A 21,643-nucleotide genomic window follows, 5' to 3' on the forward strand; every position below is an offset into this window, starting at 1 on the left:
CGGGCGCAGTGCCCTGCACCGGGTGCGCGGTGCCGAGCACGCTGGAAGCATGACCAGCCCACACCCCGTCGCGCGGCGCACCGTCGAACCCAGCTTCCTCGAGCGCCGACGGCGAACCGGGATCGTGCTGAGCCTGCTGGTCCTGGTGGCCTGCGGGGCACTGGTCGGAGCCGCCACCGGGGTGGTCATGGCGGAGGTGTGCCGGATTGTCCTGTCCCACGTGCTATCGGAGCTGTGAGGCACCAGGCGTGGCCGGGGCGCGTTTCGGGCCCTGCACGGGCACCCGCCAGACCACGCTCGTGCCCTGTCCCAGCGCCGAGACGACCTTGAGCTGACCCCCACGGAGCTCGGCGCGCCTGCGTAGGTTCGCCAGGCCGCTCTCGTGGCCGACGGCTTCCATGCCCTTGCCGTCGTCCGTCACCCGGACCGCGATCCCGTCGACGACACTGACCTCGACGGCGCACAGACCAGCCTGGGCATGCCGGGTGGTGTTGGCCAGGGTCTCGGTCACCACTGCCACGAGGTCCTCGAGGAGGTCTCCGTCGATGAGCGCGCGCACCGGGCCGCGGAAGCGCAGCGTGGGGCGCAGCTTCATGGTGCGTGCCGCACGCTCCACGACGGCCCCGAGAGCGCGGCGGGGATCCGCGTCGTCGTGGCCCGAACCCAGCTCGAAGATGCTCCGCCGGATGTCACGGATGGTCACGTCGATGTCGTCGACCGTGTGGTCCAACCGCTGCCGCATCTCCTGGGGATCGTGGCCGGCCGCGATCGACTGCAGCTCCAGGCCCACGGCATACAGGTGCTGAATGACCAGGTCGTGCAGGTCTCGGGCGATCCGGTCCCGGTCCTCCACGACGGCCAGGCGCTCCCGGTCGCGGCGGGCCTCGGCCACCTGCAGGGCGGAGGAGGCCTGGTCGATCAGCAGGGAGGGGAGCGAGGCGTCCTGCAGGACGGCGGCAGGGTCGACGTCGCGACGCCAGGCGAGACAGACCACGCCGGACTGGCCGTCCGGCAGGTGCAACGGCACCACGACGCCCCGCTCGGCCGGCTCGGTGCCCAGGGTCCGTGCCACGTCGGCGCTGCGGGGGTGCCGGCCCAGGTCCTTGACCGTGAGGGGTCGACCGGTCGCCGCGACGCACCGCTCCAGGGAGGAGCTGAGGTCCACGCACGCCATGGTGGCGGGGGACACCGTGGTGCCGGCGACCGCCTGGAGGCGGAGCTTCGTGGGATCTGCCCCCGTCGCGACCCAGACGAGATCGGCCCGGGAGATCTCCTGCGCCCGGTCGGCCAGGATCTGGGGCGCTGCCGCGTCCGCGTCGGGGCGCAGGATGGCGGTGGTGAGGTCTACCGCTGCGGCCAGCCAGCGTTCCCGCCTCGAAGCCTCCTGGTGGAGCAGAGCGTTCTCGATCGCGACCCCGGCCGCGGCGGCGAGGGCGGTCGCCACCTGCTCGTCGACCTGGGTGAAACCCGCGCCGGCCAGGTTGTCCTTCAGGTAGAGCGCGCCGAAGGCGTGCTCCCGCACACGCACCGGCACGGCGAGGACCGGACGGGGACCAGACTGGTGTGCGCCGGTCCGCATGGCAGGGACGGCCCCACCGGGCAATCCGTCGGCCCGGCCCTTCCGGTCCAGCAGGATGCCCAGGACGCCACGTCCCTGCGGGAACTCGGTGCCCACGCCGGGCAGGCCCCTGGCACTGTGGGTCACCAGCGTTTGCAGACTCCGACCGCCCGGGGGATCGGGAACGCCGAAAGCGGCGTGGCGCGCGCCGGCCAGGTTGGCCGCTGCCTCCACGATCCTGGCCAGCAGGTCATCCAGCGACAGGTCCGCGGCCAACGTCGCGAGAGTGGCGAGCAGTAGGCGCCAGCGTCGCTCGTCATGACCGTGGTGGTCCTGATGAGTGGCGATCAGCATCAGATCGTCGAACGACGGGTCCTTCGCACCTAACGAAGGCCTGCTCTCCCCGTCGAGCTCTCCCGAGAACTCGCGCATGCGCACTCCTTGGCAACGAAATGTGATTCAGGTTACCAACAGAACTCTTTATTTCACCAGCGTCATCCTGCCCTGGCAGAACTCCGCTTAATCGCCTCATGACCGGGCCGCGTCGGTGGACGGCCGGTCATCTGGGTGGGCTGGACTGGCGGGCCGCGATGATGGCCGCCTGGGTCCTGGTGGCGACCCCGAGCTTGCCGAGCATGATGGAGACGTAGTTCTTCGTCGTCTTCTCGGCCAGGCCCAGGTGCTCGGCGATCTGGCGGTTGGTGAGCCCCCGCCCGACGAGCTCGAGCACCTGCTGCTCCTTGGGTGTCAGGTGCTTGGTCAGTGGGTCTTTGGGGGGTCCGTTCCGCAGCCGCTCCAGCACGTGGGAGGTGGCCACCGGGTCCAGCATTGAGTGCCCGGCTGCGACTCGGCGAACCGACTCCACGAAGTCAGCGGCCTTGACCTCCTTGAGGACGTAGCCCGCGGCCCCTGCCATGATCGCGGCGAAGAGGGCCTCGTCCTCGTCGTACGAGGTGAGCATCAGGACCGCTATCCCCGGGTCGATCGACCGTACCTGGCGACAGACCTCCACCCCCGTCCCGTCGGGGAGGCGGACGTCGAGGATCGCGACGTCCGGTCTCAGGGCGGGGATTCGGCGGGCCGCCTCGACGGCGGAGCCGGACTCCCCGACCACCAGGATGTCGCCCTGGCGCTCCAGCAGACTGCGGATGCCGTGGCGCAGCAGCTCATGGTCGTCGAGCAGGAACACCTCAACGGGCGGCCGCGCCCCCGGCTCGGTCTCGCTCGATGCTTCCCACATGCTGTGAGCGTAGGCCCGGCGCCGCGCTCTGTCGTGGTCCTAAGTCCCATCCCGCCCCGGGTCTTTGTGCCCTGCCATGGCCGTCCGCGGGTGTGTCCAGCATCACAGGGTTGTCCTGACGTCCCGGGGTACGGAGGCCTCGCGCTATTCGGCGTGACCGAGCACCTGGGACTACCGGTGCCACCAAACAGAGGTCAAGGGGATTCACCAAACATGTCCACCAACGTTCACACAGACAACGCAGGACAGTCCAAGGCCCGGCCCGAGCGCCGCGTGAGCACCGAGACCAAGGCCTCCTTCAAGTCCAGCGAGCTGATCGCCTACGTGCTCGCCGTGCTGGGGGTGTTGATCGCGTCGGCCGTCGTGGATGCCAGCGACTTCGGCCCTCAGGAAGCGTGGTTCTACGTCACCCTGCTCACGATCGGCTACATGGTCAGCCGGGGGCTGGCCAAGTCCGGCAGCCGGGAGTTCTTCGACGACGACAACCGGTAAGGCACCGCACCGCCCTGCCGGGCCCGAACGCCGTTCCCGCTCCCGGGGTCGGCGTTCGGGGCCCAGCCCTCGAGCATCCCCAAGGTGGACCCATGTTCTTGCTCTTCAGCAACCGGCTCGGCTGCGGCGGCTCACTCCTGCTCTCGCTCGCCGTCACAGCAGTGCTCCTGTTTGCCCTGTTCCGGTGAGGCCCCTGCGCCGGGCGCGGCCCAACCTGCCTCAGAGGCCCAGGCGCTCCAGCAGCCGGTCGGTCGCCCGACCGTCCTCGAGTGAGCAGTACGTCTGCTGGAACTCGGTGTAGCGCCAGGACCTGGCGGGCAGGTCCCTCAGCGTCGCCACAAGCTCCTCGCCGCTGGTCACCACCGGCCCCGGCGCTTCGGCCACCAGGTCGAAGTAGAAGCCTCGTACCGAGTCCCGGAAGCGGTCCAGGTCGTAGGTGAAGAACACCATCGGGCGCCCCGTGATGGCGAAGTCGAACATCGTGGACGAATAGTCGGTGACCAGCACGTCCGCCACCAGGTAGAGGTCCCGCACGTCCGGGTGCAGGGACACGTCCCGCAACCCGGGCCGCGACGGGATCGGGCTGCGACCGGTCATCAGCGGGTGCAGGCGGGCCAGCACCACGTGGTCGGGACCCAGGCGCCGGCTGAGCTCGGCGAGGTCGAGCGCCAGCGGAATCTCCGGGGCGCCCTTCTGGAACACCTCGTCGTCGCGCCAGGTCGGGGCGTACAGGACGACCGTGGCGTCCTCGTCGATGTCGAGCTCCTTGCGGACCCGGGCTGCGAGCAGGTGGGCGTCCGGAGCCTGCAGCACGTCGTTGCGGGGATAGCCGATCTCCAGCACCTCCCCGTCGTAGCGGAACCCGTGGCGCAGCCTGGGTGTGCTCGCGGGGTTCGGGGAGACCAGGAGGTCCCACTTGGCCACGTCGAGGTCCAGTCGGTCCAGGCGCCCTTCGGGTGCCCACAGCACGTCACGGTGGATCCGCTTCAGCGGAGTCCCGTGCCACGTCTGGACGTACGTCGTGGACTCCGGCTTGGTCCACTCCACCTCGGTGTGGGTGTTGGCGATCACCACGTCGGCGGACTCCAGGGCCGCCGCGGCCTCGCCGCTGTCGATCGGCACCGTCCGCGTGCCCGCGGGGAACGAAGCCAGGTGCTCGGGGTCGGCGAGCCACAGCTGGTCCAGGGACGGGCGCCCAGCGAGTCGCTCGTACACCGCGCGCGGGTTGTCGGAGTAGCGCCCGTGGAAGCTGTTGTAGACGATCTGCACCGGGGCAGTGTGGCAGAGCCACCTGGCCGGAGGTTTCGGCCGGGCGTCGTCTGGGTATCTGTGCAGCACCTCAGCCCGTGGTTGACCCGCAGCGGGCGAAGCAGTTCGACGGCACGTCGATCCGGGACCGTCCACCCCTGCTCGGAGATTGGCATTCATGGACCTGTGTGACAAGACCCTTCCGGCCCTGCATCCACTGCTGGCGACCCCCAGTTACGACCGGGCGGCCCTGCGTCGCTCCATCGTGCACATCGGCGTGGGCGCGTTCCACCGTGCGCACCAGCTGGTCTACCTCGATGCCTTGGCGCGTGGCGGGAACAGCGAGTGGGGCGAGACCGGTGTCGGTCTCGTGTCGGACAGCATGAAGGGCGCGCTCCTGCCCCAGGACCGGCTCTACACCGTGGTGGAGCGTGCGTCCGGGCACGAGGCGGCGACCGTCGTAGGCGCCATGAGCGACTACCTCTTCGCACCGGACGACCCGCGGGCAGTGCTGGGCCGGCTCGCCCACGCGGAGACCCGGATCGTGACGCTCACGATCACCGGGGACGGCTACAACCTCGACGCCAACGGCGACTTCGACGACAGCGGGGCCACGGTCCGGGCCGAGGCGCTCCGGTTGGAGCGCCCCACGACGTGGTTCGGGTTCCTGGTCGCGGCACTCGCTCGCCGGCGTACCGCGGGGCTGGGTGGCTTCACCGTGCTGTCGTGCGACAACCTCGCGAACAGCGGCGCGGCCGCCGAGTCCGCCGTCGTCGGCTTCGCGCAGATGGTCGACCACACCCTCGCCCGCTGGATCAGGCGTCACGTGAGCTTCCCCAACGGCATGGTCGACCGGATCACCCCGGTCCCGGGCACAGCCGCCCCCCAGCTGGTGAGCCAGCGCTTCGGCCTGGTCGACCGGGCACCCGTGCTGACCGAGCCGTTCCGCCAGTGGGTGATCGAGGACAGCTTCGCCGCTGGCCGTCCGCCACTGGAGGACGTGGGAGTCGAGCTGGTCGCCGACGTGGCGCCCCACAAGCTGATGAAGTCCAGGCTGCTGAACGGGACGCACAGCGCCATGGCCTACCTCGGCCACCTCGCCGGACACCGCACGACCGCGCAGATGGCGGCAGATCCGATCATGCGGGACTACCTGGCCCGGCTGATGCGCGACGAGATCGCCCCACTGCTTCCGCCGATCCCGGGAGTGGATCTGGGCACCTACCGCTCGACGGTCCTGGACCGTCTGGGCAACGAGAACATCAGCGACGACTTGTCCAGGCTCGCTGCCCGGGGGTCCACGAAGGTGCCGGCCTACCTCCTGCCCTCCCTCGTCGAGTCCAGGCGAGCGGGAGTACCGAACCCGCTCCTGATCCTCGCGGTGGCGGCGTGGTTCCGCTATCTGCGGGGCCACGACCTCGCCGGCGAGCCGATCGACGTTGCCGACGTGCGCCGCGACGAGCTGGTACCGCTGGCGCTCGCCGGGGGTACGGATCCGGGACCGCTGCTGGGTCTGCGCTCCGTGATGGGGAGTCTCGGCGATGACCTGTGGGTGCGCAGCGAGATCAGCCGCGCACTGCGTGACCTGGAGCGCCTCGGCGTGCACGGTGCCGTGCGCATGCGGCTCTCCGCGAGCCGCGATGCTGTGCTGCGCCCGCGGCTCAGCGACGAGAAGGAAGGAAGCCGTATCTCGTGAGCACCCACCTGACCCCGGAGTGGGACCCGGTCGACCTGAGCGAGGTCACCACCCTGCTCTGTGACGCCGACGGCACCCTCTTCGGTTCCGAGGAGCCCGCGTACGCCGCCTCGGCGGACGTCACGAACCGGTTCCTGGCTGCACTGGGGGCCGGGCGCTCCTTCTCGGCGCAGGAGCTGCAGGAGGCGACGAACGGCAAGAACTTCCGTGCCACGGCGAGTGACTTCGCCCGGCACTACTCGGTCGAGCTGCGGGACTCCGAGCTGGACGCCTGGGTGGCGCAGGAGCGTGCCGTGGTCACCGCGCACCTGCGTTCCGTGCTGGCGCCGGGGGACGGCGTCAGGGAGGCGATCCAGGTGCTGGACTCGCGCTACCGGCTCGCGTTGGTCAGCTCGAGCGCCCTGTCGCGCCTCGACGCGTGTCTTGAGGTGACGGGACTGAGTCGCCACTTTCCCAGCGACCGCAGGTTCAGCGCCGAGGACTCGCTGCCCCAGCCCGCCAGCAAGCCCGACCCAGCGGTCTACGAGCTGGCGGGGCGTTGTCTCGGCGTCTCCGGACGCCAGGGCCTGGCCATCGAGGACTCGGTGAACGGCACCCTCTCAGCCGTGGCTGCCGGGTTCCCCACCATCGGGACCGTGCAGTTCGTGCCTGCTGGCACCAGGGCACGGCGGGCGCGGGAGCTGATGGAGGCCGGCGCCTTCGCGGTGGTCTCGGACCTGTCCGAGCTGGCGGCCAGGTTGTCCAGCCGTGACGAGGGAGCGCGGTGCCCGGGTTGAGGACCCGGCGGTTCCTTGCTGCGCTGACCGGCTGCGTGCTCCTCGCGGTCGCCGCACCGGCCGCGGCCGCCCCGCAGGACCGGGACAGCGTGTCCTACCCGTGGCACACCTCGATCGTGGCCACCACGTTCTGGGTCGGGGAGATCTTCGATCCCCAGGCGCCCGACGGCAGCCAGATGATCTCCACCTACGACGACCACTGGTACGGCAGCTACGGCGGGTGCGACGGACGCGTCCGGGGTGGCGTCTGCACCACGGAACGACGCCTACGACGCGATGGCTGGTTCCCCCGCCACATGGACCCGCTGCAGAACCCGTTCTACCTCGATCTTCCCTACGACGACCTCAACGACCCGATCGGTCACCAGCGGCGCGGCGAGCTCGTGCCCTGGGCCACCCGCCCCCGGTACGCCGCGGTGGTCGCCGATCCCCAGGTCAGCATCATGAAGAACCGCTGGGTGCAGATCACGTCACGGGGCCGCACCTGCTACGGCCAGATCCAGGACGCCGGCCCGGGCAAGTACCACGACGCTCGGTACGTCTTCGGATCGGATGACGCTCGGCCGGCGTCCAAGCGCTACAACAACGCCGGGATGGACGTGTCGCCGGCGCTGAACGGCTGCTTGGGGTTCCGCTCGCTCAACGGGAACCGGGACCGCGTGGACTGGCGCTTCGTGGACCGCAAGGACGTCCCCGCTGGCCCGTGGCTCAGGATCGTGACCCGGTGACGGCAACCGGCAACCGGCATCTGGACACCCCGGCCCATCGCCAGCGCTAAACTGGACCAATCCACTAGGATTTAGTCATGGCTCTGGACACTCTTCCGCTCCCCGACCTCACCGACGCCGACGTCGTGGTGCCAGCTCCTGGAGCGGGCGCCGGGAACTGGGCCGGTGCTGCCAGCGTGACACTGGTGGACGGCACGTTCTGGCTCGCCTACCGCTTGCGGCGCCCCCTGCACGCTGGACGGGGGGTGGCGACCGTCGTGGCGCGGTCCGAGGACGGTCTCGACTTCACCCGCGTGACCGAGGTCTTTCGCGACGACTTCGGGGCCGAGTCCTTCGAGCGGCCCTCGGTGCATCGCCGTCCGGACGGCGGCTGGCGGCTCTATCTCTCCTGCGCCACGCCGGGCTCCAAGCACTGGTGGATCGAGGCGCTGGACGCGGATCGACCCGAGGACCTTGCGGGGGGCCGCCGCACCGTCGTGCTCGCTGGTGACGACTCCGTCGCGGTCAAGGACCCGGTGATCACCGAACGCGACGGGCGTTGGGAGATGTGGGCTTGCGAGCATCCCCTGACCGAGGCGGGGGAGGAGGACCGGATGACCACGTCCTACCTCACCAGCGACGACGGGTTGCGCTGGGTGCGGCAGGGCACGGTCCTGCTCCCCACCCCCGGGTCCTGGGACGAGCGGGGGGCCCGCGTCACCGCGGTGCTCTCGCACGATCCCCTCGTCGTGCTGTACGACGGCCGCCCGACGGCACAGGACAACTGGCACGAGACCACGGGGCTCGCTCGAGCGGGGACGGACGGGGTGCTGGTGGCGGACGCGGCCTTCGCGCCGTTGCGCTCGCCGCACTCCGACGGCGCTCTGCGGTACGCGTCCGCCGTGCCGCTGCCCGACGGGTCGACACGGTTCTACTTCGAGGTTGCTCGCCCGGACGGGGCGCACGACCTGGTCACCTCGCTCAGTCGGCCCTGACTCGGTCGGCCCTGACTCGGGCCCCGGCTCAGGCCGAGGACATCGCCGAGTGTCTGCTGGAGAAGGTGCCGCCCTCGCGATAGGTCTTCCAGTCCGCGAAGGACTCACCGGTGAGGCGCTCCAGGAGCTCGATGTCGCCCAGGTGCGGTTCGAGCAGCGCCTGGCGCTGCCGGGGGGTCAGGGTGGGGCGTGACTCGTCCCCGCCGCGATGGAGCTGGGCGATCAGGGGACGACTCACCCGGCGCCAGACCTCGGGCGGCAGGAACTGCGCCACCGTCGCCCCGGCCCGGATCACGGGAGCGATCGCTCGCACCCGGGGGCTGTCCCGGACGAAGGGCCGAGAGTTGTCGCGCGGAATCCGGTCGACCTCGGCGGAGTCGACCCCGAGGAAACCGAAGACCCGGTGCAGCGTGGCACCGGGGGACTCCACCAGCTCGCGGTAGCGCAGCAGCAGCACCTGCTCACGCGGGAAGTGGTCGAAGAGGTCCTGCACCTGGCGGCCGTACATCCCCAGACCCCGGTAGTGCCAGAACGGCGCCCAGCCGGCGTCGATGCGCCGTTGCTCCCGGTTCACGGCCTCCAGGATGTCGGAGCGGGGCTCCAGGCCGTCCATCCAGAGGTGCATCCAGTTGGAGTAGGCGCGGTCCACCGGATCGCGCAGGACCGCGACCAGTCTGGCGTCCGGGCGGTCCGCCGCGATCCGCCGTCGTGCGTCGCGGTTGTAGAGGTAGAAGGGCGTGCTCTCCCCGACGAGCGCGCCCGGTGGGGCGTCGGCGAACAGGCGGAGGTACCGCTGACGCTGCCAGATCCACTCCTGGTTGCTGTGGGCGTCTCCGGGGCCCTTGTACGCCGGCGGCGGGGAGTCGCCGCACATGTAGTACTTGGGCTCCTTGACCCCGGACAGGTAGAGCTGCGGATGCTGGGCGAGTGCGGCATGCAACGCGCTGGTGCCCGCCTTGGGTGCGCCGATCAGGAAGAAGTCCGGCAGCCGGTCCACGGTCATGGTGAAACACTATTGACCTGGGGGTCTTTGACAAGGGCCACTTGGTCGATGAGCTGGCGAGTGGTCGCTCAGCGGAGCCGTGAGCCCCGCGCGGCGCCAGGCACCGGACGCCGCCGCCGGCCTCCCGGGCGACGAGGAGGTCGGGCCCGCGACACGGAGCGCCCGCACACGACGTGGCAGGCTCGGGTCATGGCCACGGCAGAGCGACCCCCGGTGCCGGAGTCGATGCTGACCGCGCTCCGCGCAATCCTGGGCGCCTTGGAGCAGTGCGGGGAGGAAGACGCGTGGGTCGGCGTGAGATGGCGGGTGGCGGGCGCCACCGTCGCCCATGTCTTCGGGGGCGAGGACCAGCTCTTCCGGATCACCTTCCGTGCTGATCCGGACGAGGTGATGGCCTTCGAGCACCTCGGAGCGCCGTACTTCCGCAGCGGCTGGGGAAGCAACGTCGTCGGTCTGGTGCTCGACGAGCGCACCGACTGGGAGGAGGTTCGCGAGCTGTTGACCGACTCCTACTGCCTCCAGGCACCCGCCCGGCTCGCCGAGCGGGTGCCCAGACCCGGGAATGGAAAGACCTGAGGCCTGCGGTCAGGCGGCTGCCGGCTCCAGCGCGGTGCGAAGCTTGGCCAGGGTCGCCGAGAGCAGACGCGAGACCTGCATCTGCGTCACTCCGATGGCGGCGCCGATCTCCGCCTGCGTCCGGTTCTGACCGAAGCGCAGCTCGATGATGGTGCGCTCACGCTCGGTCAGTCCGGCCAGCACGGGCCCGAGCTGGGCTCGGGCCTCGGCGCTCTCGAAGCCGAGCTCGTCAGCGCCCAGCATCTGCCCCAGCTCGGAGGACTCGCCAGGCGAGAGGGGGGCGTCCAGCGAGGAGGGTACGTAGCAGCCCGTGGCGCCGAGCGCTTCGAGCACCAGGTCGAGGTCGGCCTCGAGGTGCTCGGCGATCTCCCGCGGCCGGGGAGAGCGGCCCAACTGCTGCACCAGGGCCTCCTCGGCACCGCTGATGGCGGCCTGCATCTCCTGGATGGAGCGCGGGGGCGGACCATCCAGGCGCGGTCGCGGAAGTGACGACGCAGCTCGCCCCGGATCGTGGGCACCGCGAAGCTCAGGAACTCCCGGCCCTTGTCGGCCTCGAACCTCTGGACCGCCTTCACCAGGCCCATGCAGGCCACCTGCTCCAGGTCGTCGAGGTCGATGCCCCGCCCCCGGTAGCGCCGGGCCACGTCCTTGGCGAACTGGACGTTCAGCTCGACCACCAGGTCCTGGATGTCGCGCCGGGACTGACCGGTGGCTTCCGCTGCCTGCTCCAGCAGCCGCATCGTGGCCGCTCGCCGATCTGCCGGGTCAGGCCAGATGCCGTCTGCTCCGGCCCTGCTTGCCAACTTCTGCAACATGGACGTTCACACCTGTCGAATGAGGGGGTTGTCTTGGGGGCCAGGGCCGAACGTTCCCGGCTGCCCAGGGCGACATACCCGGCGTGAACCTCACGAAACATACGATCTTCAACAATCTTGGCGCAGGCAAGGACCACGGAGCAGGCGGCCTCAGGGAGAATCAGGCGCAGTCCTGACAGACCGTGGGGTCCTCGGCTGAGCGCATCGTGTGGTGGTGCAGCAGGAAGCACCGACTGCAGGTGAACTCGTCATCCTGCTTCGGTCGAACCTCGACCACCAGCTCCTCGTGGGAGAGGTCGGCACCAGGGAGCTCGAACGACTCAGCGGCCTCCGTCTCGTCCTCGTCGACCTTGCCGGAGTTCTTGTCCGCGTTGGCGGGAGCGAGGCGGAGGGCCTCGATGCTCTCTTCCTTCTGCTCTTCTTCGGACTTGCGGGACGCGTCGTAATCGGTTGCCATGTAGCGGTGCTCTCTCTTCTCGCGGGAGCGCGAATGGTAGCGGGAGGTGGAGGTCGCGGCCTCGTCCGGGTCCGGCGCGGCGCGGGCCGCCTCCCTGCCCGCGCGATGCCGACCCGGGCCGAGGTGCCTCGGGTGGTGCTGTCAAAGGTAGGCTGCGGCTCAAATGGAGACCCAGACTGGCCCTGTGCGCCACCCCGTGCCGCAGGGCGTGCGGCGTCTCGACCTCACTCTCAAGGCCGCCCTCACGTTCATGTTGGCGCTGGTGGTGATCAATCCGGAGTGGGCGCACCTGGAGGGCAAGGCGGCCCACCTGCGTGCCTTGACCTACCCGGTGCTCGCCTTCACGGTGCCCGTCATCTGGCTCACGGCCTGGCGCGACCGTGCCTCGTTCCCCTGGCTGGCCGACACCCTGGTCACCGTCACGTGCTTCTCCGACATCCTGGGCAACCGGCTGGACCTGTACGACCAGATCGGCTGGTTCGACGACTGGATGCACTTCATGAACGTCGCCCTGCTGGCAGCCGCCGTGGTGCTGCTGACCATGCATCGCAGCGCGGGGTTGCTCTCGGTGCTGGAACGCGCCTTGGCGGTCGGATCGACGGCGGCGATCGGCTGGGAGATCGCGGAGTACTTCGCGTTCATCAGTGGCTCCGAGGAGCGGCGCTTCGCCTACGCCGACACGTTGAGCGATCTAGGCCTGGGGGTGCTCGGTGCCGTCGTGGCCGCCTTCGCCATCCACCTGCTCTGGCGCCGCGGCGCACTCCGCGAGACCGCCCCTCAGCTGGACCTGCCCCTGCCGGTCTCAGTGCCCTGAGGCCGGTACGCCGGTAGCCACCCGGGAGAGCCGCGCGCGCGTCGCCCCCGCGAAGGGACTCCACAGGAACCAGCGGGGGAGTGCTGCGGCCAGTCGGGGCTGGCCGCACACCTCGATGTCCTCCGCCGCCACGGCGGCGGTCCAGCTGCGCCTGCCGTGGAAGACGTCGGAGAGGGTGGGGATCGTGGTCACCACGACCACGTCGTCGTCGAAGCCCGGCGAGGTGAGGCACACCGATGGCTCGCCCCGGTCCAGCAGCATCCAGAGCGACTGCGGCTGCTCGCCGGTGAAGTGGAACCGGACGACCACCCGGTGCGGCGGCAGAGCCGAGGGGTCGACCCGGCGGTGCATCCACCAGACCAGGGTCACGGCGTCCACCTCCTCCGGGCGGACCTCGTCGAAGAACCAGTCGATGGCCCAGGTGCCAAGCACCTCGATGACCCGTTCCAGGTCCCGGCCCGCGGCGGTGAGGTGGTACTCGCGGCCGTGCCCGGCCGGCGACGGCCACGTGTCGAGGATTCCGCGGCGCTCGAGATGCCGCAGGCGGTTCACGAGCAGCGTGCGCGAGATCCCGGGCAGGCCGCGTGCGATGTCGTTGAAGCGGGTGTTCCCCAGCACCAGCTCGCGCACGATGAGCGGTGTCCACCGGTCGGCGAGGATCTCGGTGGCGATGGAGACGGGGCAGTATCGACCGTACTCAGCCATCCTCCATGGTGCTCCCCGGTCGGGGTGGGAGTCCAGATCCAGATCTTGTACTGGCCAGGTCGCGTTCGTGCACTGGGCGGGCATGCCGGGGGCTCCCTAGCGTCGAGCCATGACCAACACACTGACGAACGACACCGGCAGGTCCACCGACATCCGCACCGACAGGGACACAGCGCTGCGTGAGCTCGCGGCCGGGGTCGGGCGGGAGATCGCCGGCCACGCACGACGACACGACGAGGACGGGACCTTCGTAGAGGAGGGGCTGGCCCTGGTCCGGGAGAGGGGGCTGCTCGCGCTCGCGGTGCCCCAGGAGCTGGGTGGCCTGGGCGCGACCCTGCGGCAGGTGACCCTGGTGCAGCGGGAGCTGGCCAAGTACTGCGGATCCACCGCCCTGGCCACGTCGATGCACCAGCACGTCACCGCTTTCGTGGCGTGGCGACACCGCCGGGGACTGCCCGGCGCCGAGGCGACCCTGCGGCGGATCGTGGCCGACGGCATCGTGCTCGTCTCCACGGGCGGCGCCGACCTCACCGCCCCCCGCGGCGAGGCTGTCAAGGTGGACGGGGGCTACCGCGTCTCGGGGCGCAAGATCTTCGCGAGCCAGTCGACCCACGGCACGGTGCTCTCGACGATGTTCGCCTACCAGGATCCGGATCAGGGGCGACGCGTGCTCAACGTGGCCGTGCCGATCGGCGCCGACGGCGTCACGGTCCTGGGCAACTGGGACACGCTGGGGATGCGTGGGACGGCGAGCAACGACATCCTGATCGAGGACGTCTTCGTGCCCGAGCAGGCCGTGCTGGCCAACCGCCCGTGGGGGATGGTGGACCCGCCGCTGCAGGTGATCCTGAGCATCGCGATGCCGATCATCTCCGGGGTCTACCTCGGCATCGCGGAGGGTGCGCTGGCCTCTGTCCTGGAGTCGGTGGGGCCTCGGGCCGACCGGGTGCTGGTGCAGCGCCAGATCGGGCTGATGGAGCACCGCGTCCAGGTGGCCGACTGGGCGCTGGCGGGGGCGAGCGCCGTGGTGGGCGACGATCCTGCACCCTCGCTGGAGACGCTGCGGGCGGTGATGATCGCCAAGCGGGAGGTGGCGCTGGGTGCGCAGGAGGTCTGCGACCTGGCGATGGACGTCGTGGGAGGCCAGGCGTTCTTCAAGGGTCACCCTGTCGAGCGCGCCTACCGGGACGTCCGGGCCGCCAAGTTCCACCCGTTCTCACCCGAGCTCACGCTGGCCCACACCGGGTCACTGGCGCTGGGGCTCCCGGTCGACGAGCTGGCGAGCGTGGGCTGAGGGAGACCCCACCGGGCTCAGCTCCCGGTGCGCGTGTCGAGCTGGACCTGGGCTCGGCTGAGCCACCCCACCACCTCGGCACCGAAGGCGACGTCGAGCGGGTGCCTCTCGCCGGTATCGGCGGCGTCGGCGAGCTGGCGGGCAGCGCGGGCCAGGCAGGCCGGGTCCTCGCCGGGCCGGCGGCCGGGCATCGTGGAGAATCCCGCCTCGCCCCACAAGGTGGTCTCGCGGTCGTTGGCGGCCGGCGGCGCGAAGAGCGACAACGTGGCGGTGCTGGTGGCGCCTCCTTCGTGCGTCATCGAGAGCGTCACGGTGTCGGCTGCTCCGCCGACGGCGTGCAGCGACGTCACTGGTCCCAGGGTGGAGGCCAGGGTGGACAGCACGTGCGGACCGATGTCCCACAGGGCGCCCCGCTCGCGCCGCCAGGCCGACTCGCGGAACGGGTTGGTCCCCGCGTCCAGCGAGGTGAGCCACCGGGACCAGCCGCCGCGCCAGCCGCCGGTCCGCAGGGTCTCGTCGTGCCAGGCCTGCCACTGGGGCGCGAAGCGGTCGGTGAAGAAGACGACGGTGGTGACTCCGGCCGCCTCGACGGCCTCGACGAGCTCCCGGGCGGTCCCAGGGTCGGTGGAGACCGGCTTGTCCAGCAGCAGGTGCTTGCCAGCGCGGGCGGCGCTCAGGGCAAGCCCGACCTGCACGTCCGGGGGTACGGCGAACGCGACGGCGTCCACGTCGGCCAGCAGGTCGTCGTACGACGGGTAGCTGGCGGTGCCGAGGTCCGCGGCGAGCCTCCCGGCGCGCTCGGTCGACCGTCCCCACACACCCCCAAGCTCCAGGCCCGGGGCGGCCACGAGGCCGGGTCCGTGGGTGAGACGGGCCCAGGGCCCGGTGCCCACCAGTCCGAAACGCATCTGTCTCCTCCTACCTGCGGGTAACGTGCGCCCGTGTCCTCCTCCTCCCGTCGTGTACTCAACCGTGCCCTGCACCGGCTGCGCAACTGGGTGGAGGTGGTGGCCGCGATCCATCCGGACACCGACGCCGCGGACCGGTTCGGTCGGTTCGGGCGGGGCAGCTGCATCGCCTTTCCCGCAGCAGCGCTCTTCGGCGAGTCCGCGATCCACCTCGGTGAGAACACGCTGGTCGGCCGGCACTGCTCGCTGAGCGTGGGCTACTCCCCCGACCAGGACGACCTCCCCGAGCGTGGCCTGGTGATCGGCGACCGCTGCGTGATCGGCGCCCGCACCACCATCACCGCCCACGAGTCCGTGGTGATCGGTGACGACGTCTGGTTCGGGCAGAGCGTCTTCATCTCCGACGCCAGCCACGGCTACCAGGACCCCGGGATGCCGATCGGCCTCCAGCTAGGGCGTCACCAGCCGGTGAGCATCGGCTCGGGCTCCTGGATCGGGAACGGGGCGGTGATCCTGCCCGGGGCCACCGTGGGGCGCCACGTGGTGGTCGGGGCGGGCTCCGTGGTCCGAGGGCACGTCGAGGACCACGCCGTGGTGGCCGGGGTGCCCGCCAGGACGGTGCGGCGCTACGTCCCGGAGGTGGGCTGGATCGCCACCGACGGCTCGGGAGAGGTACGGCCGCCCTTCACGGCAGCGGAGGTCGAGGCCGTCCTCACCGGTGCTTGAGCACGGACCTCGGCCAGGTTCGAAGCCCGGGTGGTCCGGTCGGCCCGGCTAGGTGTGGCGGACGGTGCGCACCGCTCCCTCACGGCGGGGATCGGCCGCGGCCAGCAGGTGTCCGTCCGGGCCGGCGAGCGCCGCGCCCACCCCGCCGAAGTACATGGACAGCGTGGTCTCGTGCTGGACCTCCTCATCGGGTCGGCCGGCACGGTGCAGGTGCACCCGTGGCTGCTCGATCGCGTCCTGCAGGCTCATCCCGCCCACGAAGCCCGCCAGCGCGGTGACGATCGCGGTGGAGATCCGGCTGGCACCCGGGGAGCCGATCGCCAGCACGGTCCCGGACTCGTGGCGGGCCACGGTGGGCGCCATGTTGGACTGGAGCCGGGTGCCAGGCCGAGCGGCGTGCAGGCCCTGGGCGTTCAGCTCCTGCTCCCCGAGGCTGTTGTTGAGCCAGATGCCCGTTCCCTCCGCGATCATCCCGGAGAAGTAGCCAGAGGAGACCGTCACCGCACACGCGCGCCCGTCGCTGTCGGCGGCCGAGACGTGAGCGGTCGATCCCGACTCGGCCACGGTGAGCCCCGCCGACCCCGCCAGGGACAGCAGCTCGCGAGAAGCGAGCTCGATGTCGGGGGAGTGGTCCAGGTGCTCCAGGCGGTAACCCAGCACGGCGCGCTGCACCTGCACCATGAGTGCCACGTCCTCGGGAGCCCAGCCACCCTTCGGCCGGCCGTCGAGCAGCCGCAGCATGGCCGCGACGCACACGCCCCCGACCGAGGGAGCCGGGGTCGTCGAGAGGCGCCACCCGGCCGCGTCCGCGCGCAGCGACGGTCGGGTCAACGGCTGGTAGGCCACCAGGTCGTCGAGGCCGAGCAGGCCACCTCGCTGCGTCACGTCCCGGGCGATCAGCCGCCCCAGGTCGCCGGTGTGCAGCGCCGAGGGGCCGTTCGTGGCAATCTGCTCCAGCGAGTCCGCCAGGTGCGGGACGGCGACGAGGTCGGCGCTCACCTGCCCGTTCGCGTCGTGCACCGCGACCCGGCTGACCGGGTCCCACCCGAAGATGCTCTCGTGGACGTGGTGGAGGTAGTAGCGCGAAGCGATCCCGAGCCGGAAGCCGCCGCGGGCCACCTCCAGGGCCGGTGCCACCACCTCCGACCACGGGAGGGCGCCCTCGCGCCGGTGGGCGACACCCAGGGCGGCGACGGAGCCGTGGACCGCGACCGAGCCCGGGCCGATGGTGATGTCGACGCCGCCGCCGTACTCGGTGTGGATGTCCCAGGTGCCGGCCCCGGGCGTGAACTCCCGGCCGCGCCCGGGCATGTCCATCCACCCGTCGACCGTGTACGGCGTCCCGTCGCCGGGAGGCTGCACGGTGACGAAGCCACCGGAGCTGAGCGAGACCAGGCCCACCTCGTTGACCATGGTCACCAGGACGGCGGCGACGGCGGCGTCCACCGCGTTGCCGCCTGCCTGGGCCACCCGCTCGCCCGCGTCTGCGGCCGCGGCGTTGGGTGCGGCCACCGCCACGTCAGTCATGAGCCGCAGGCTACTGCCCGGCGGGGTCGGGCGGCTGGCCGAAGCTGCGATTGCAGGTCCAGCCGGTGCAGTCCAAGAGCTGGCGCCTTCGGGACTCCAGGCTCTCGCGCACCCCGGCGTACCGCGGGTCCTCGGCCACGTTCCGCGTCTCGAAGGGGTCGAGCCAGCGGTCGTACAGCACGGGGTCGGAGTCACCGGAGCGGGTCGCGTAGAGGTACCTCGCGGTCCGCACTCCTCGTTGGGCCCAGCCGTCTCCCTGGTCGGCGCCCGTCTGGACCAGCGTGGTGTCCCGCACGCTGGCGGCCTCGCCCCGCAGCACCGGCACTAGCGAGAGGCCGTCGAGCACCCGGGTTGGCTGCAGGCCCGCGAGGTCCGCGAAGGTGGCGGGCAGGTCGACCAGCGAGGCCGGAGCCGCCGAGGTCGAGCCCGGCTCGATCCCCGGGCCCGCCACCAGCAGCGGCACCTGCAGGGCCTCCTCGGCGAGGACGTTCTTGCCGATGAAGCGGTGCTCGCCCAGCAGGTAGCCGTTGTCGGAGAGGAAGAACAGGTAGGTGTTCTCCAGCTTGCCGGTGCTCCGCAGGGTCCTGACCAGGGACGCCACGGCGCGGTCCACGGACTGCAGGCTCCTGAGCCGGGCCCGGAACTCGGCCCGTACCTGGGCGTCGTCCGGCCGCCTGCGGTGGGCGAAGGCACGTGGCTGGTCCGAGACGTCCTTCTCCGCATAGCTCGGCTTGTCCAGGGACGGCGGCCGGCTCCGCGTGAACCGGTGCCTGTCCTGGGGGGCCGGGGCAGGCAGGGCCTTGTGGTTCCTCTTGTCGAGCCGGTAGTGGGGTGCAAGGTGCCACGACATCAGCAGGAACGGCTCGTCGGCCGCCGAGAACGCACGCACCGCAGCGTTGGTGCGCTCCTCGATGGCCTGCGTGACGTAGTCGTTGCGGTAGGACTCAGGGTGGCCGTCGTTGAGGAAGGTGAAGTTCCGGTAGTCGTAGACCCCTTGGACCAGGGGGTCCCAGCGGTCCCAGCCGGGCGGGCGGGCCTGGTGCGCGCCGTAGCCGTTGAGGTACTTGCCGATGAAGCCGGTCCGGTAGCCGGCCTCGGAGAACCACGAGCCGATGGTGTCGACCGGGTCGAGCGCGGCGTTGCCGCCGTACGGTCCCCGGTTGTGCCGCACCCCGTTGTTCTGGGCGTACTGGCCGGTGACCAGCTCGGCGCGCGCCGGACAGCACAGGGGGTGGGGCGAGATGGCGTCGGTCAGGTCCATGCCCCGGTCGACGAGCAGGGCCCGGGTCCGCGGCATCCAGGCCAGCTCGTAGTCGTTCTGGTCGTCGGTCATCACCACGACGATGTTGGGCCGGTCATCGGCGGAACCGGCGGCGCGCACGGCCGAGGAGGTCCCCGACGAACCGGCCACCCCGGCGGCCAGGGCTCCCAGGAGGCCGATCAGGACGAGGGCGAGCGTCCCCTGCCGCCAGGCTCGTGCCATCGTCCCTCTGCTCCGCCCCGGTCCTCGGTCCACGGTCGTGGACCCGACGGCGTGGCACTCCAAGCCTAGTCTTGCCCGTTAGAGTGTGGACATCGTTGCCGAGATCGAAGGAACAGTCTCCACCCATGGACGGGCCTCAAAGTAGTTCTCATCCCAGCCCCTGCAATCGTGACATGGCGACCGGTCGATGACGCCGCTGATCCTCCTCGGAGTCTCCCTCCTGCTGATCGCGGCGTGCGGTGTCTTCGTGGCGGCGGAGTTCTCGCTGGTCACGGTCGATCGCACCGCCGTGGACCGGGAGGCCGAGAGCGGTGATGCCGGTGCGGTGGGCGTGCAGCACGCCCTGCGCAGCCTCTCGACCCAGCTCTCCGGCGCCCAGGTGGGCATCACCATCACCAACCTGGCCATCGGCTTCCTGGCGGAGCCGGCGATCGCCCGGCTGGTCGACGGCCCGCTGGAGAGCGCAGGCGTCCCCGACGCCCTGGTCTCGCCGATCGCGGTCGGCATGGGCCTGGTGCTGTCCACGTTCCTGACCATGCTCTTCGGAGAGCTGGTCCCCAAGAACCTCGCCCTCGCACTGCCGATGGCCACCGCGCGTGCCACGCAGGGGGTGCAGCGCGGCTTCACCAAGGCGATCGCCTGGCCGATCCGGCTGCTCAACGGCTCGGCCAACGCCATCGTCCGGCGCCTGGGCATCGAGCCCCAGGAGGAGCTGCGCTCGGCTCGCAGCAGCCAGGAGCTGGCCTCCCTCGTGCAGCGCTCGGCCGACGAGGGCACGCTGGACGCGGAGACCGCGGAGCTGATGGAGCGCTCGGTGGAGTTCGGCACCCGCACGGCGGGCGAGATCATGACGCCGCGGGTGCGGACCACCAGCATCGAGGCCAGCGACCGGGCGGCCACCGTGATCGAGCTGGCCCGACAGACCGGCCACTCCCGCTTCCCGGTCCTGGACGCCGACGGCGTCGTGGTCGGCACCGTGCACGTCAAGCACGCCGTCGCGCTGCCGGTGCACGAGCGCGCCACGACTCGGGTCAAGCACATCATGGTCAAGCCCATGGTCGTCCCCGACTCGCTGCGCCTGGACCCGTTGCTCGCCCTCCTGCGCCAGGACGGGTTCCAGATGGCGGTCGTCCTCGACGAGTACGGCGGCCAGGCCGGGATCGTGACCCTGGAGGACGTGGTGGAGGAGATCGTGGGAGACATCTCCGACGAGCACGACCGGCTCGGTGAGCGCGCCCGGCAGCGCCGGGACGGGACGTGGTCGCTCTCGGGGCTGCTGCGCCCCGACGAGGTTGAGGACGTCTCGGGCATCGAGCTGCCCGAGCACGAGGACTACGACACCATCGCCGGTCTCGTGGTGCGGGAGCTGGGACGGGTGCCGGCCGCCGGCGACGTGGCCGAGCTCGTGGTGCCGTTCCGCACCGAGGACGGCGAGACCCAGGAGCGTGAGGTGACCCTCACCGTCGAGCGGATGGAGGGCCTGCGGGTGGACCGGGTAGCACTGCGAGTCTCGGCGACACCTCGCGACCAGGACGGGGAGGAGTCATGAGTGACTTCGGCTCCCTGTTCGTCGCGATCGTGCTGCTGGCCTTCAACGCCTTCTTCGTCGGTGCCGAGTTCGCCCTGATCTCCGCCCGCCGCAGCCAGATCGAGCCGCTGGCCGAGGCCGGGTCGAAGATGGCGCGAAGCACCATCCGCGCGATGGAGCACGTGTCCATGGTGATGGCCGGTGCCCAGCTCGGCATCACGATCTGCTCGCTCGGTCTCGGTGCCGTGGGCGAGCCCGCGGTGGCCCACCTGATCGAGCCGCTGCTGGAGGTGGCGGGTCTGCCTGGCGAGCTGCTGCACCCGATCGCGTTCGTCATCGCGATGGTAGTCGTCGTCTACCTGCACGTGGTGCTGGGCGAGATGGTGCCCAAGAACATCGCCATCGCCGGCCCGGAGCGTGCCGCGCTGCTGCTCGGGCCGCCCATGGTGGTGATCATCACCATCCTTCGCCCGGTCATCGCCGGCATCAACAAGTGCGCCAACGGTGTGCTCCGGCTGATGCGCATCGAACCCAAGGACGAGATCGCCTCCACCTTCACCCGCGAGCAGGTGGCGGCCCTGGTGGAGGAGTCCCGGGGCGAGGGCATGATCGAGGCCCACGAGTACGACCGCCTGGCGGGGGCGCTGGGGTTCACCGAGAAGACGGTGAGCTCGGTCCTCATGCCGGCCGAGAGCCTCACCACGGTGCGCCGCGGGAGCACCGTCGCCACCGTCGAGGACCTGTGCGCCGCCACCGGCTTCTCGCGCTTCCCGGTGGTCGCCGACGACGGCGAGCTGCTCGGCTACCTGCACATCAAGGACGTCCTGGAGAGCGACGAGTCGCGTCGGGGAAGGGCGGTCGACGACAAGTGGATCCGGCCCTTCGCCAGCGTCCGGGCCACCGACCCGCTGCACGGCGCCCTCGAGGGGCTCCAGCGCAGGGGCGCCCACATGGGGCGGGTGATCTCCGAGGACGGAACCGTGCTGGGTCTGGTCACGCTCGAGGACGTGCTGGAAGAGCTGGTGGGCGAGATCCGTGACGGGGCTCACCACGAGGAATCGGTGTGACCCTCGGGCAACCTGGGGCTCGATAGGC

At 70.9% G+C, this 21,643-nt stretch carries 22 protein-coding genes and 1 pseudogene; 12 read left to right on the forward strand and 11 right to left on the reverse strand.

Going from position 1 to position 21,643, the window contains the following annotated elements; genetic code table 11:
* Nucleotides 1-49: 49 nt before the first annotated feature.
* Complete coding sequence (locus C0R66_RS08890; protein ID WP_101524394.1) at nt 50-238, forward strand: hypothetical protein; 189 nt, start codon at nt 50-52, stop codon at nt 236-238.
* On the opposite strand, the gene C0R66_RS08895 is transcribed toward C0R66_RS08890, so the two are convergent.
* Together C0R66_RS08895 and C0R66_RS08900 are read right to left on the reverse strand one after the other, a co-directional pair.
* Nucleotides 224-1,990, reverse strand: coding sequence for a sensor histidine kinase (locus C0R66_RS08895; protein ID WP_101524395.1), 1,767 nt, complete (start codon nt 1,988-1,990; stop codon nt 224-226). The genes C0R66_RS08890 and C0R66_RS08895 overlap by 15 nt on opposite strands.
* Before the next feature lie 127 nt (nt 1,991-2,117).
* Nucleotides 2,118-2,798: a response regulator transcription factor gene (locus tag C0R66_RS08900; protein WP_101524396.1), complete on the reverse strand. Its 681-nt coding sequence runs from the start codon at nt 2,796-2,798 to the stop codon at nt 2,118-2,120.
* A 213-nt stretch (nt 2,799-3,011) separates the two neighbouring features.
* Here C0R66_RS08900 and C0R66_RS08905 point away from each other — a divergent pair, with 213 nt between their 5' ends.
* Nucleotides 3,012-3,290, forward strand: coding sequence for a hypothetical protein (locus C0R66_RS08905; protein WP_101524397.1), 279 nt, complete (start codon nt 3,012-3,014; stop codon nt 3,288-3,290).
* Between the two features lie 219 nt (nt 3,291-3,509).
* On the opposite strand, the gene C0R66_RS08910 is transcribed toward C0R66_RS08905, so the two are convergent.
* Nucleotides 3,510-4,559, reverse strand: coding sequence for a CDP-glycerol glycerophosphotransferase family protein (locus C0R66_RS08910; RefSeq protein WP_101524398.1), 1,050 nt, complete (start codon nt 4,557-4,559; stop codon nt 3,510-3,512).
* A gap of 157 nt (nt 4,560-4,716) precedes the next feature.
* Here C0R66_RS08910 and C0R66_RS08915 point away from each other — a divergent pair, with 157 nt between their 5' ends.
* From C0R66_RS08915 to C0R66_RS08930, 4 genes are all read left to right on the forward strand, one after another.
* Nucleotides 4,717-6,234, forward strand: coding sequence for a mannitol dehydrogenase family protein (locus C0R66_RS08915; protein ID WP_101524399.1), 1,518 nt, complete (start codon nt 4,717-4,719; stop codon nt 6,232-6,234).
* Complete coding sequence (locus C0R66_RS08920) at nt 6,231-7,010, forward strand: HAD family hydrolase (protein WP_199286870.1); 780 nt, start codon at nt 6,231-6,233, stop codon at nt 7,008-7,010. Before C0R66_RS08915 ends, C0R66_RS08920 begins: the two co-directional genes overlap by 4 nt.
* Nucleotides 6,998-7,738: a hypothetical protein gene (locus tag C0R66_RS08925; protein ID WP_158647972.1), complete on the forward strand. Its 741-nt coding sequence runs from the start codon at nt 6,998-7,000 to the stop codon at nt 7,736-7,738. Before C0R66_RS08920 ends, C0R66_RS08925 begins: the two co-directional genes overlap by 13 nt.
* A gap of 77 nt (nt 7,739-7,815) precedes the next feature.
* Entirely contained in the window at nt 7,816-8,712 is an 897-nt protein-coding gene (locus tag C0R66_RS08930; protein WP_101524401.1) for a glycoside hydrolase family protein, read from the forward strand.
* A 28-nt stretch (nt 8,713-8,740) separates the two neighbouring features.
* Here C0R66_RS08930 and C0R66_RS08935 read toward each other — a convergent pair whose 3' ends face one another.
* The gene (locus tag C0R66_RS08935; protein ID WP_101524402.1) at nt 8,741-9,715 is read right to left on the reverse strand and encodes a sulfotransferase family protein; all 975 of its coding nucleotides are present in this window, start codon (nt 9,713-9,715) and stop codon (nt 8,741-8,743) included.
* Between the two features lie 189 nt (nt 9,716-9,904).
* Between C0R66_RS08935 and C0R66_RS08940 the strand changes: the two genes are divergently transcribed.
* A complete protein-coding gene (locus tag C0R66_RS08940) occupies nt 9,905-10,291 on the forward strand; it encodes an MmcQ/YjbR family DNA-binding protein (protein ID WP_199286871.1) in 387 nt (128 codons plus the stop codon).
* Between the two features lie 9 nt (nt 10,292-10,300).
* Here the strand turns inward: C0R66_RS08940 and C0R66_RS19440 are convergent, their stop codons facing one another.
* The 3 genes and pseudogenes from C0R66_RS19440 to C0R66_RS08950 all read right to left on the reverse strand — a co-directional run bounded on the left by C0R66_RS19440 (nt 10,301) and on the right by C0R66_RS08950 (nt 11,563).
* Nucleotides 10,301-10,729 carry a sigma-70 family RNA polymerase sigma factor gene (locus C0R66_RS19440; RefSeq protein WP_241901644.1) on the reverse strand — a complete coding sequence of 143 codons (429 nt, stop codon included), beginning with the start codon at nt 10,727-10,729 and terminating at the stop codon, nt 10,301-10,303.
* Nucleotides 10,730-10,809: 80 nt separating this feature from the next.
* A pseudogene (locus C0R66_RS19445) lies at nt 10,810-11,106 on the reverse strand (sigma-70 family RNA polymerase sigma factor); the annotation flags it as partial.
* A 160-nt stretch (nt 11,107-11,266) separates the two neighbouring features.
* A complete protein-coding gene (locus tag C0R66_RS08950) occupies nt 11,267-11,563 on the reverse strand; it encodes a DUF4193 family protein (protein ID WP_101524403.1) in 297 nt (98 codons plus the stop codon).
* Nucleotides 11,564-11,747: 184 nt separating this feature from the next.
* Between C0R66_RS08950 and C0R66_RS08955 the strand changes: the two genes are divergently transcribed.
* On the forward strand, nt 11,748-12,377 hold the full coding sequence (locus tag C0R66_RS08955; RefSeq protein ID WP_101524404.1) for a DUF2238 domain-containing protein: 630 nt from the start codon (nt 11,748-11,750) through the stop codon (nt 12,375-12,377).
* Here C0R66_RS08955 and C0R66_RS08960 read toward each other — a convergent pair.
* Nucleotides 12,366-13,082 carry a winged helix-turn-helix transcriptional regulator gene (locus C0R66_RS08960; RefSeq protein ID WP_101524405.1) on the reverse strand — a complete coding sequence of 239 codons (717 nt, stop codon included), beginning with the start codon at nt 13,080-13,082 and terminating at the stop codon, nt 12,366-12,368. The genes C0R66_RS08955 and C0R66_RS08960 overlap by 12 nt on opposite strands.
* A gap of 109 nt (nt 13,083-13,191) precedes the next feature.
* On the opposite strand from C0R66_RS08960, the gene C0R66_RS08965 reads away from it, so the two are divergent.
* A complete protein-coding gene (locus C0R66_RS08965) occupies nt 13,192-14,376 on the forward strand; it encodes an acyl-CoA dehydrogenase family protein (protein WP_101524406.1) in 1,185 nt (394 codons plus the stop codon).
* A 17-nt stretch (nt 14,377-14,393) separates the two neighbouring features.
* Here C0R66_RS08965 and C0R66_RS08970 read toward each other — a convergent pair whose 3' ends face one another.
* The gene (locus tag C0R66_RS08970; RefSeq protein ID WP_101524407.1) at nt 14,394-15,284 is read right to left on the reverse strand and encodes a Gfo/Idh/MocA family protein; all 891 of its coding nucleotides are present in this window, start codon (nt 15,282-15,284) and stop codon (nt 14,394-14,396) included.
* Nucleotides 15,285-15,317: 33 nt separating this feature from the next.
* Here C0R66_RS08970 and C0R66_RS19950 point away from each other — a divergent pair, with 33 nt between their 5' ends.
* Nucleotides 15,318-16,010, forward strand: a complete 693-nt coding sequence (locus C0R66_RS19950) for an acyltransferase (protein ID WP_277869178.1) — start codon at nt 15,318-15,320, stop codon at nt 16,008-16,010.
* 48 nt (nt 16,011-16,058) lie between these two features.
* Here C0R66_RS19950 and C0R66_RS08980 read toward each other — a convergent pair whose 3' ends face one another.
* Together C0R66_RS08980 and C0R66_RS08985 are read right to left on the reverse strand one after the other, a co-directional pair.
* Nucleotides 16,059-17,537, reverse strand: coding sequence for a gamma-glutamyltransferase (locus C0R66_RS08980; RefSeq protein WP_101524408.1), 1,479 nt, complete (start codon nt 17,535-17,537; stop codon nt 16,059-16,061).
* Between the two features lie 10 nt (nt 17,538-17,547).
* Nucleotides 17,548-19,020, reverse strand: coding sequence for a sulfatase family protein (locus C0R66_RS08985; protein WP_101524409.1), 1,473 nt, complete (start codon nt 19,018-19,020; stop codon nt 17,548-17,550).
* A 187-nt stretch (nt 19,021-19,207) separates the two neighbouring features.
* Between C0R66_RS08985 and C0R66_RS08990 the strand changes: the two genes are divergently transcribed.
* Together C0R66_RS08990 and C0R66_RS08995 are read left to right on the forward strand one after the other, a co-directional pair.
* Nucleotides 19,208-20,569 carry a hemolysin family protein gene (locus C0R66_RS08990; RefSeq protein WP_101524410.1) on the forward strand — a complete coding sequence of 454 codons (1,362 nt, stop codon included), beginning with the start codon at nt 19,208-19,210 and terminating at the stop codon, nt 20,567-20,569.
* Nucleotides 20,566-21,615, forward strand: a complete 1,050-nt coding sequence (locus C0R66_RS08995; protein ID WP_101524411.1) for a hemolysin family protein — start codon at nt 20,566-20,568, stop codon at nt 21,613-21,615. The genes C0R66_RS08990 and C0R66_RS08995 overlap by 4 nt, the downstream gene beginning before the upstream one ends.
* Nucleotides 21,616-21,643: the final 28 nt, after the last annotated feature.

Origin of the sequence: Nocardioides houyundeii, from assembly GCF_002865585.1 — a bacterium.
Lineage (GTDB): Bacteria > Actinomycetota > Actinomycetes > Propionibacteriales > Nocardioidaceae > Nocardioides > Nocardioides houyundeii.

Excerpts from the sequence above, each read along its gene's own strand:
- C0R66_RS08890 (WP_101524394.1), top strand. The coding sequence starts at position 50 with ATGACCAGCCCACACCCCGTCGCGCGGCGCACCGTCGAACCCAGCTTC.
- C0R66_RS08895 (WP_101524395.1), bottom strand. The coding sequence starts at position 1,990 with ATGCGCGAGTTCTCGGGAGAGCTCGACGGGGAGAGCAGGCCTTCGTTA.
- C0R66_RS08900 (WP_101524396.1), bottom strand. The coding sequence starts at position 2,798 with ATGTGGGAAGCATCGAGCGAGACCGAGCCGGGGGCGCGGCCGCCCGTT.
- C0R66_RS08905 (WP_101524397.1), top strand. The coding sequence starts at position 3,012 with ATGTCCACCAACGTTCACACAGACAACGCAGGACAGTCCAAGGCCCGG.
- C0R66_RS08915 (WP_101524399.1), top strand. The coding sequence starts at position 4,717 with ATGGACCTGTGTGACAAGACCCTTCCGGCCCTGCATCCACTGCTGGCG.
- C0R66_RS08930 (WP_101524401.1), top strand. The coding sequence starts at position 7,816 with ATGGCTCTGGACACTCTTCCGCTCCCCGACCTCACCGACGCCGACGTC.
- C0R66_RS08935 (WP_101524402.1), bottom strand. The coding sequence starts at position 9,715 with ATGACCGTGGACCGGCTGCCGGACTTCTTCCTGATCGGCGCACCCAAG.
- C0R66_RS08940 (WP_199286871.1), top strand. The coding sequence starts at position 9,905 with ATGGCCACGGCAGAGCGACCCCCGGTGCCGGAGTCGATGCTGACCGCG.
- C0R66_RS19440 (WP_241901644.1), bottom strand. The coding sequence starts at position 10,729 with ATGCAGGCCGCCATCAGCGGTGCCGAGGAGGCCCTGGTGCAGCAGTTG.
- C0R66_RS08950 (WP_101524403.1), bottom strand. The coding sequence starts at position 11,563 with ATGGCAACCGATTACGACGCGTCCCGCAAGTCCGAAGAAGAGCAGAAG.
- C0R66_RS08960 (WP_101524405.1), bottom strand. The coding sequence starts at position 13,082 with ATGGCTGAGTACGGTCGATACTGCCCCGTCTCCATCGCCACCGAGATC.
- C0R66_RS08965 (WP_101524406.1), top strand. The coding sequence starts at position 13,192 with ATGACCAACACACTGACGAACGACACCGGCAGGTCCACCGACATCCGC.
- C0R66_RS08970 (WP_101524407.1), bottom strand. The coding sequence starts at position 15,284 with ATGCGTTTCGGACTGGTGGGCACCGGGCCCTGGGCCCGTCTCACCCAC.
- C0R66_RS08980 (WP_101524408.1), bottom strand. The coding sequence starts at position 17,537 with ATGACTGACGTGGCGGTGGCCGCACCCAACGCCGCGGCCGCAGACGCG.
- C0R66_RS08985 (WP_101524409.1), bottom strand. The coding sequence starts at position 19,020 with ATGGCACGAGCCTGGCGGCAGGGGACGCTCGCCCTCGTCCTGATCGGC.
- C0R66_RS08990 (WP_101524410.1), top strand. The coding sequence starts at position 19,208 with ATGACGCCGCTGATCCTCCTCGGAGTCTCCCTCCTGCTGATCGCGGCG.
- C0R66_RS08995 (WP_101524411.1), top strand. The coding sequence starts at position 20,566 with ATGAGTGACTTCGGCTCCCTGTTCGTCGCGATCGTGCTGCTGGCCTTC.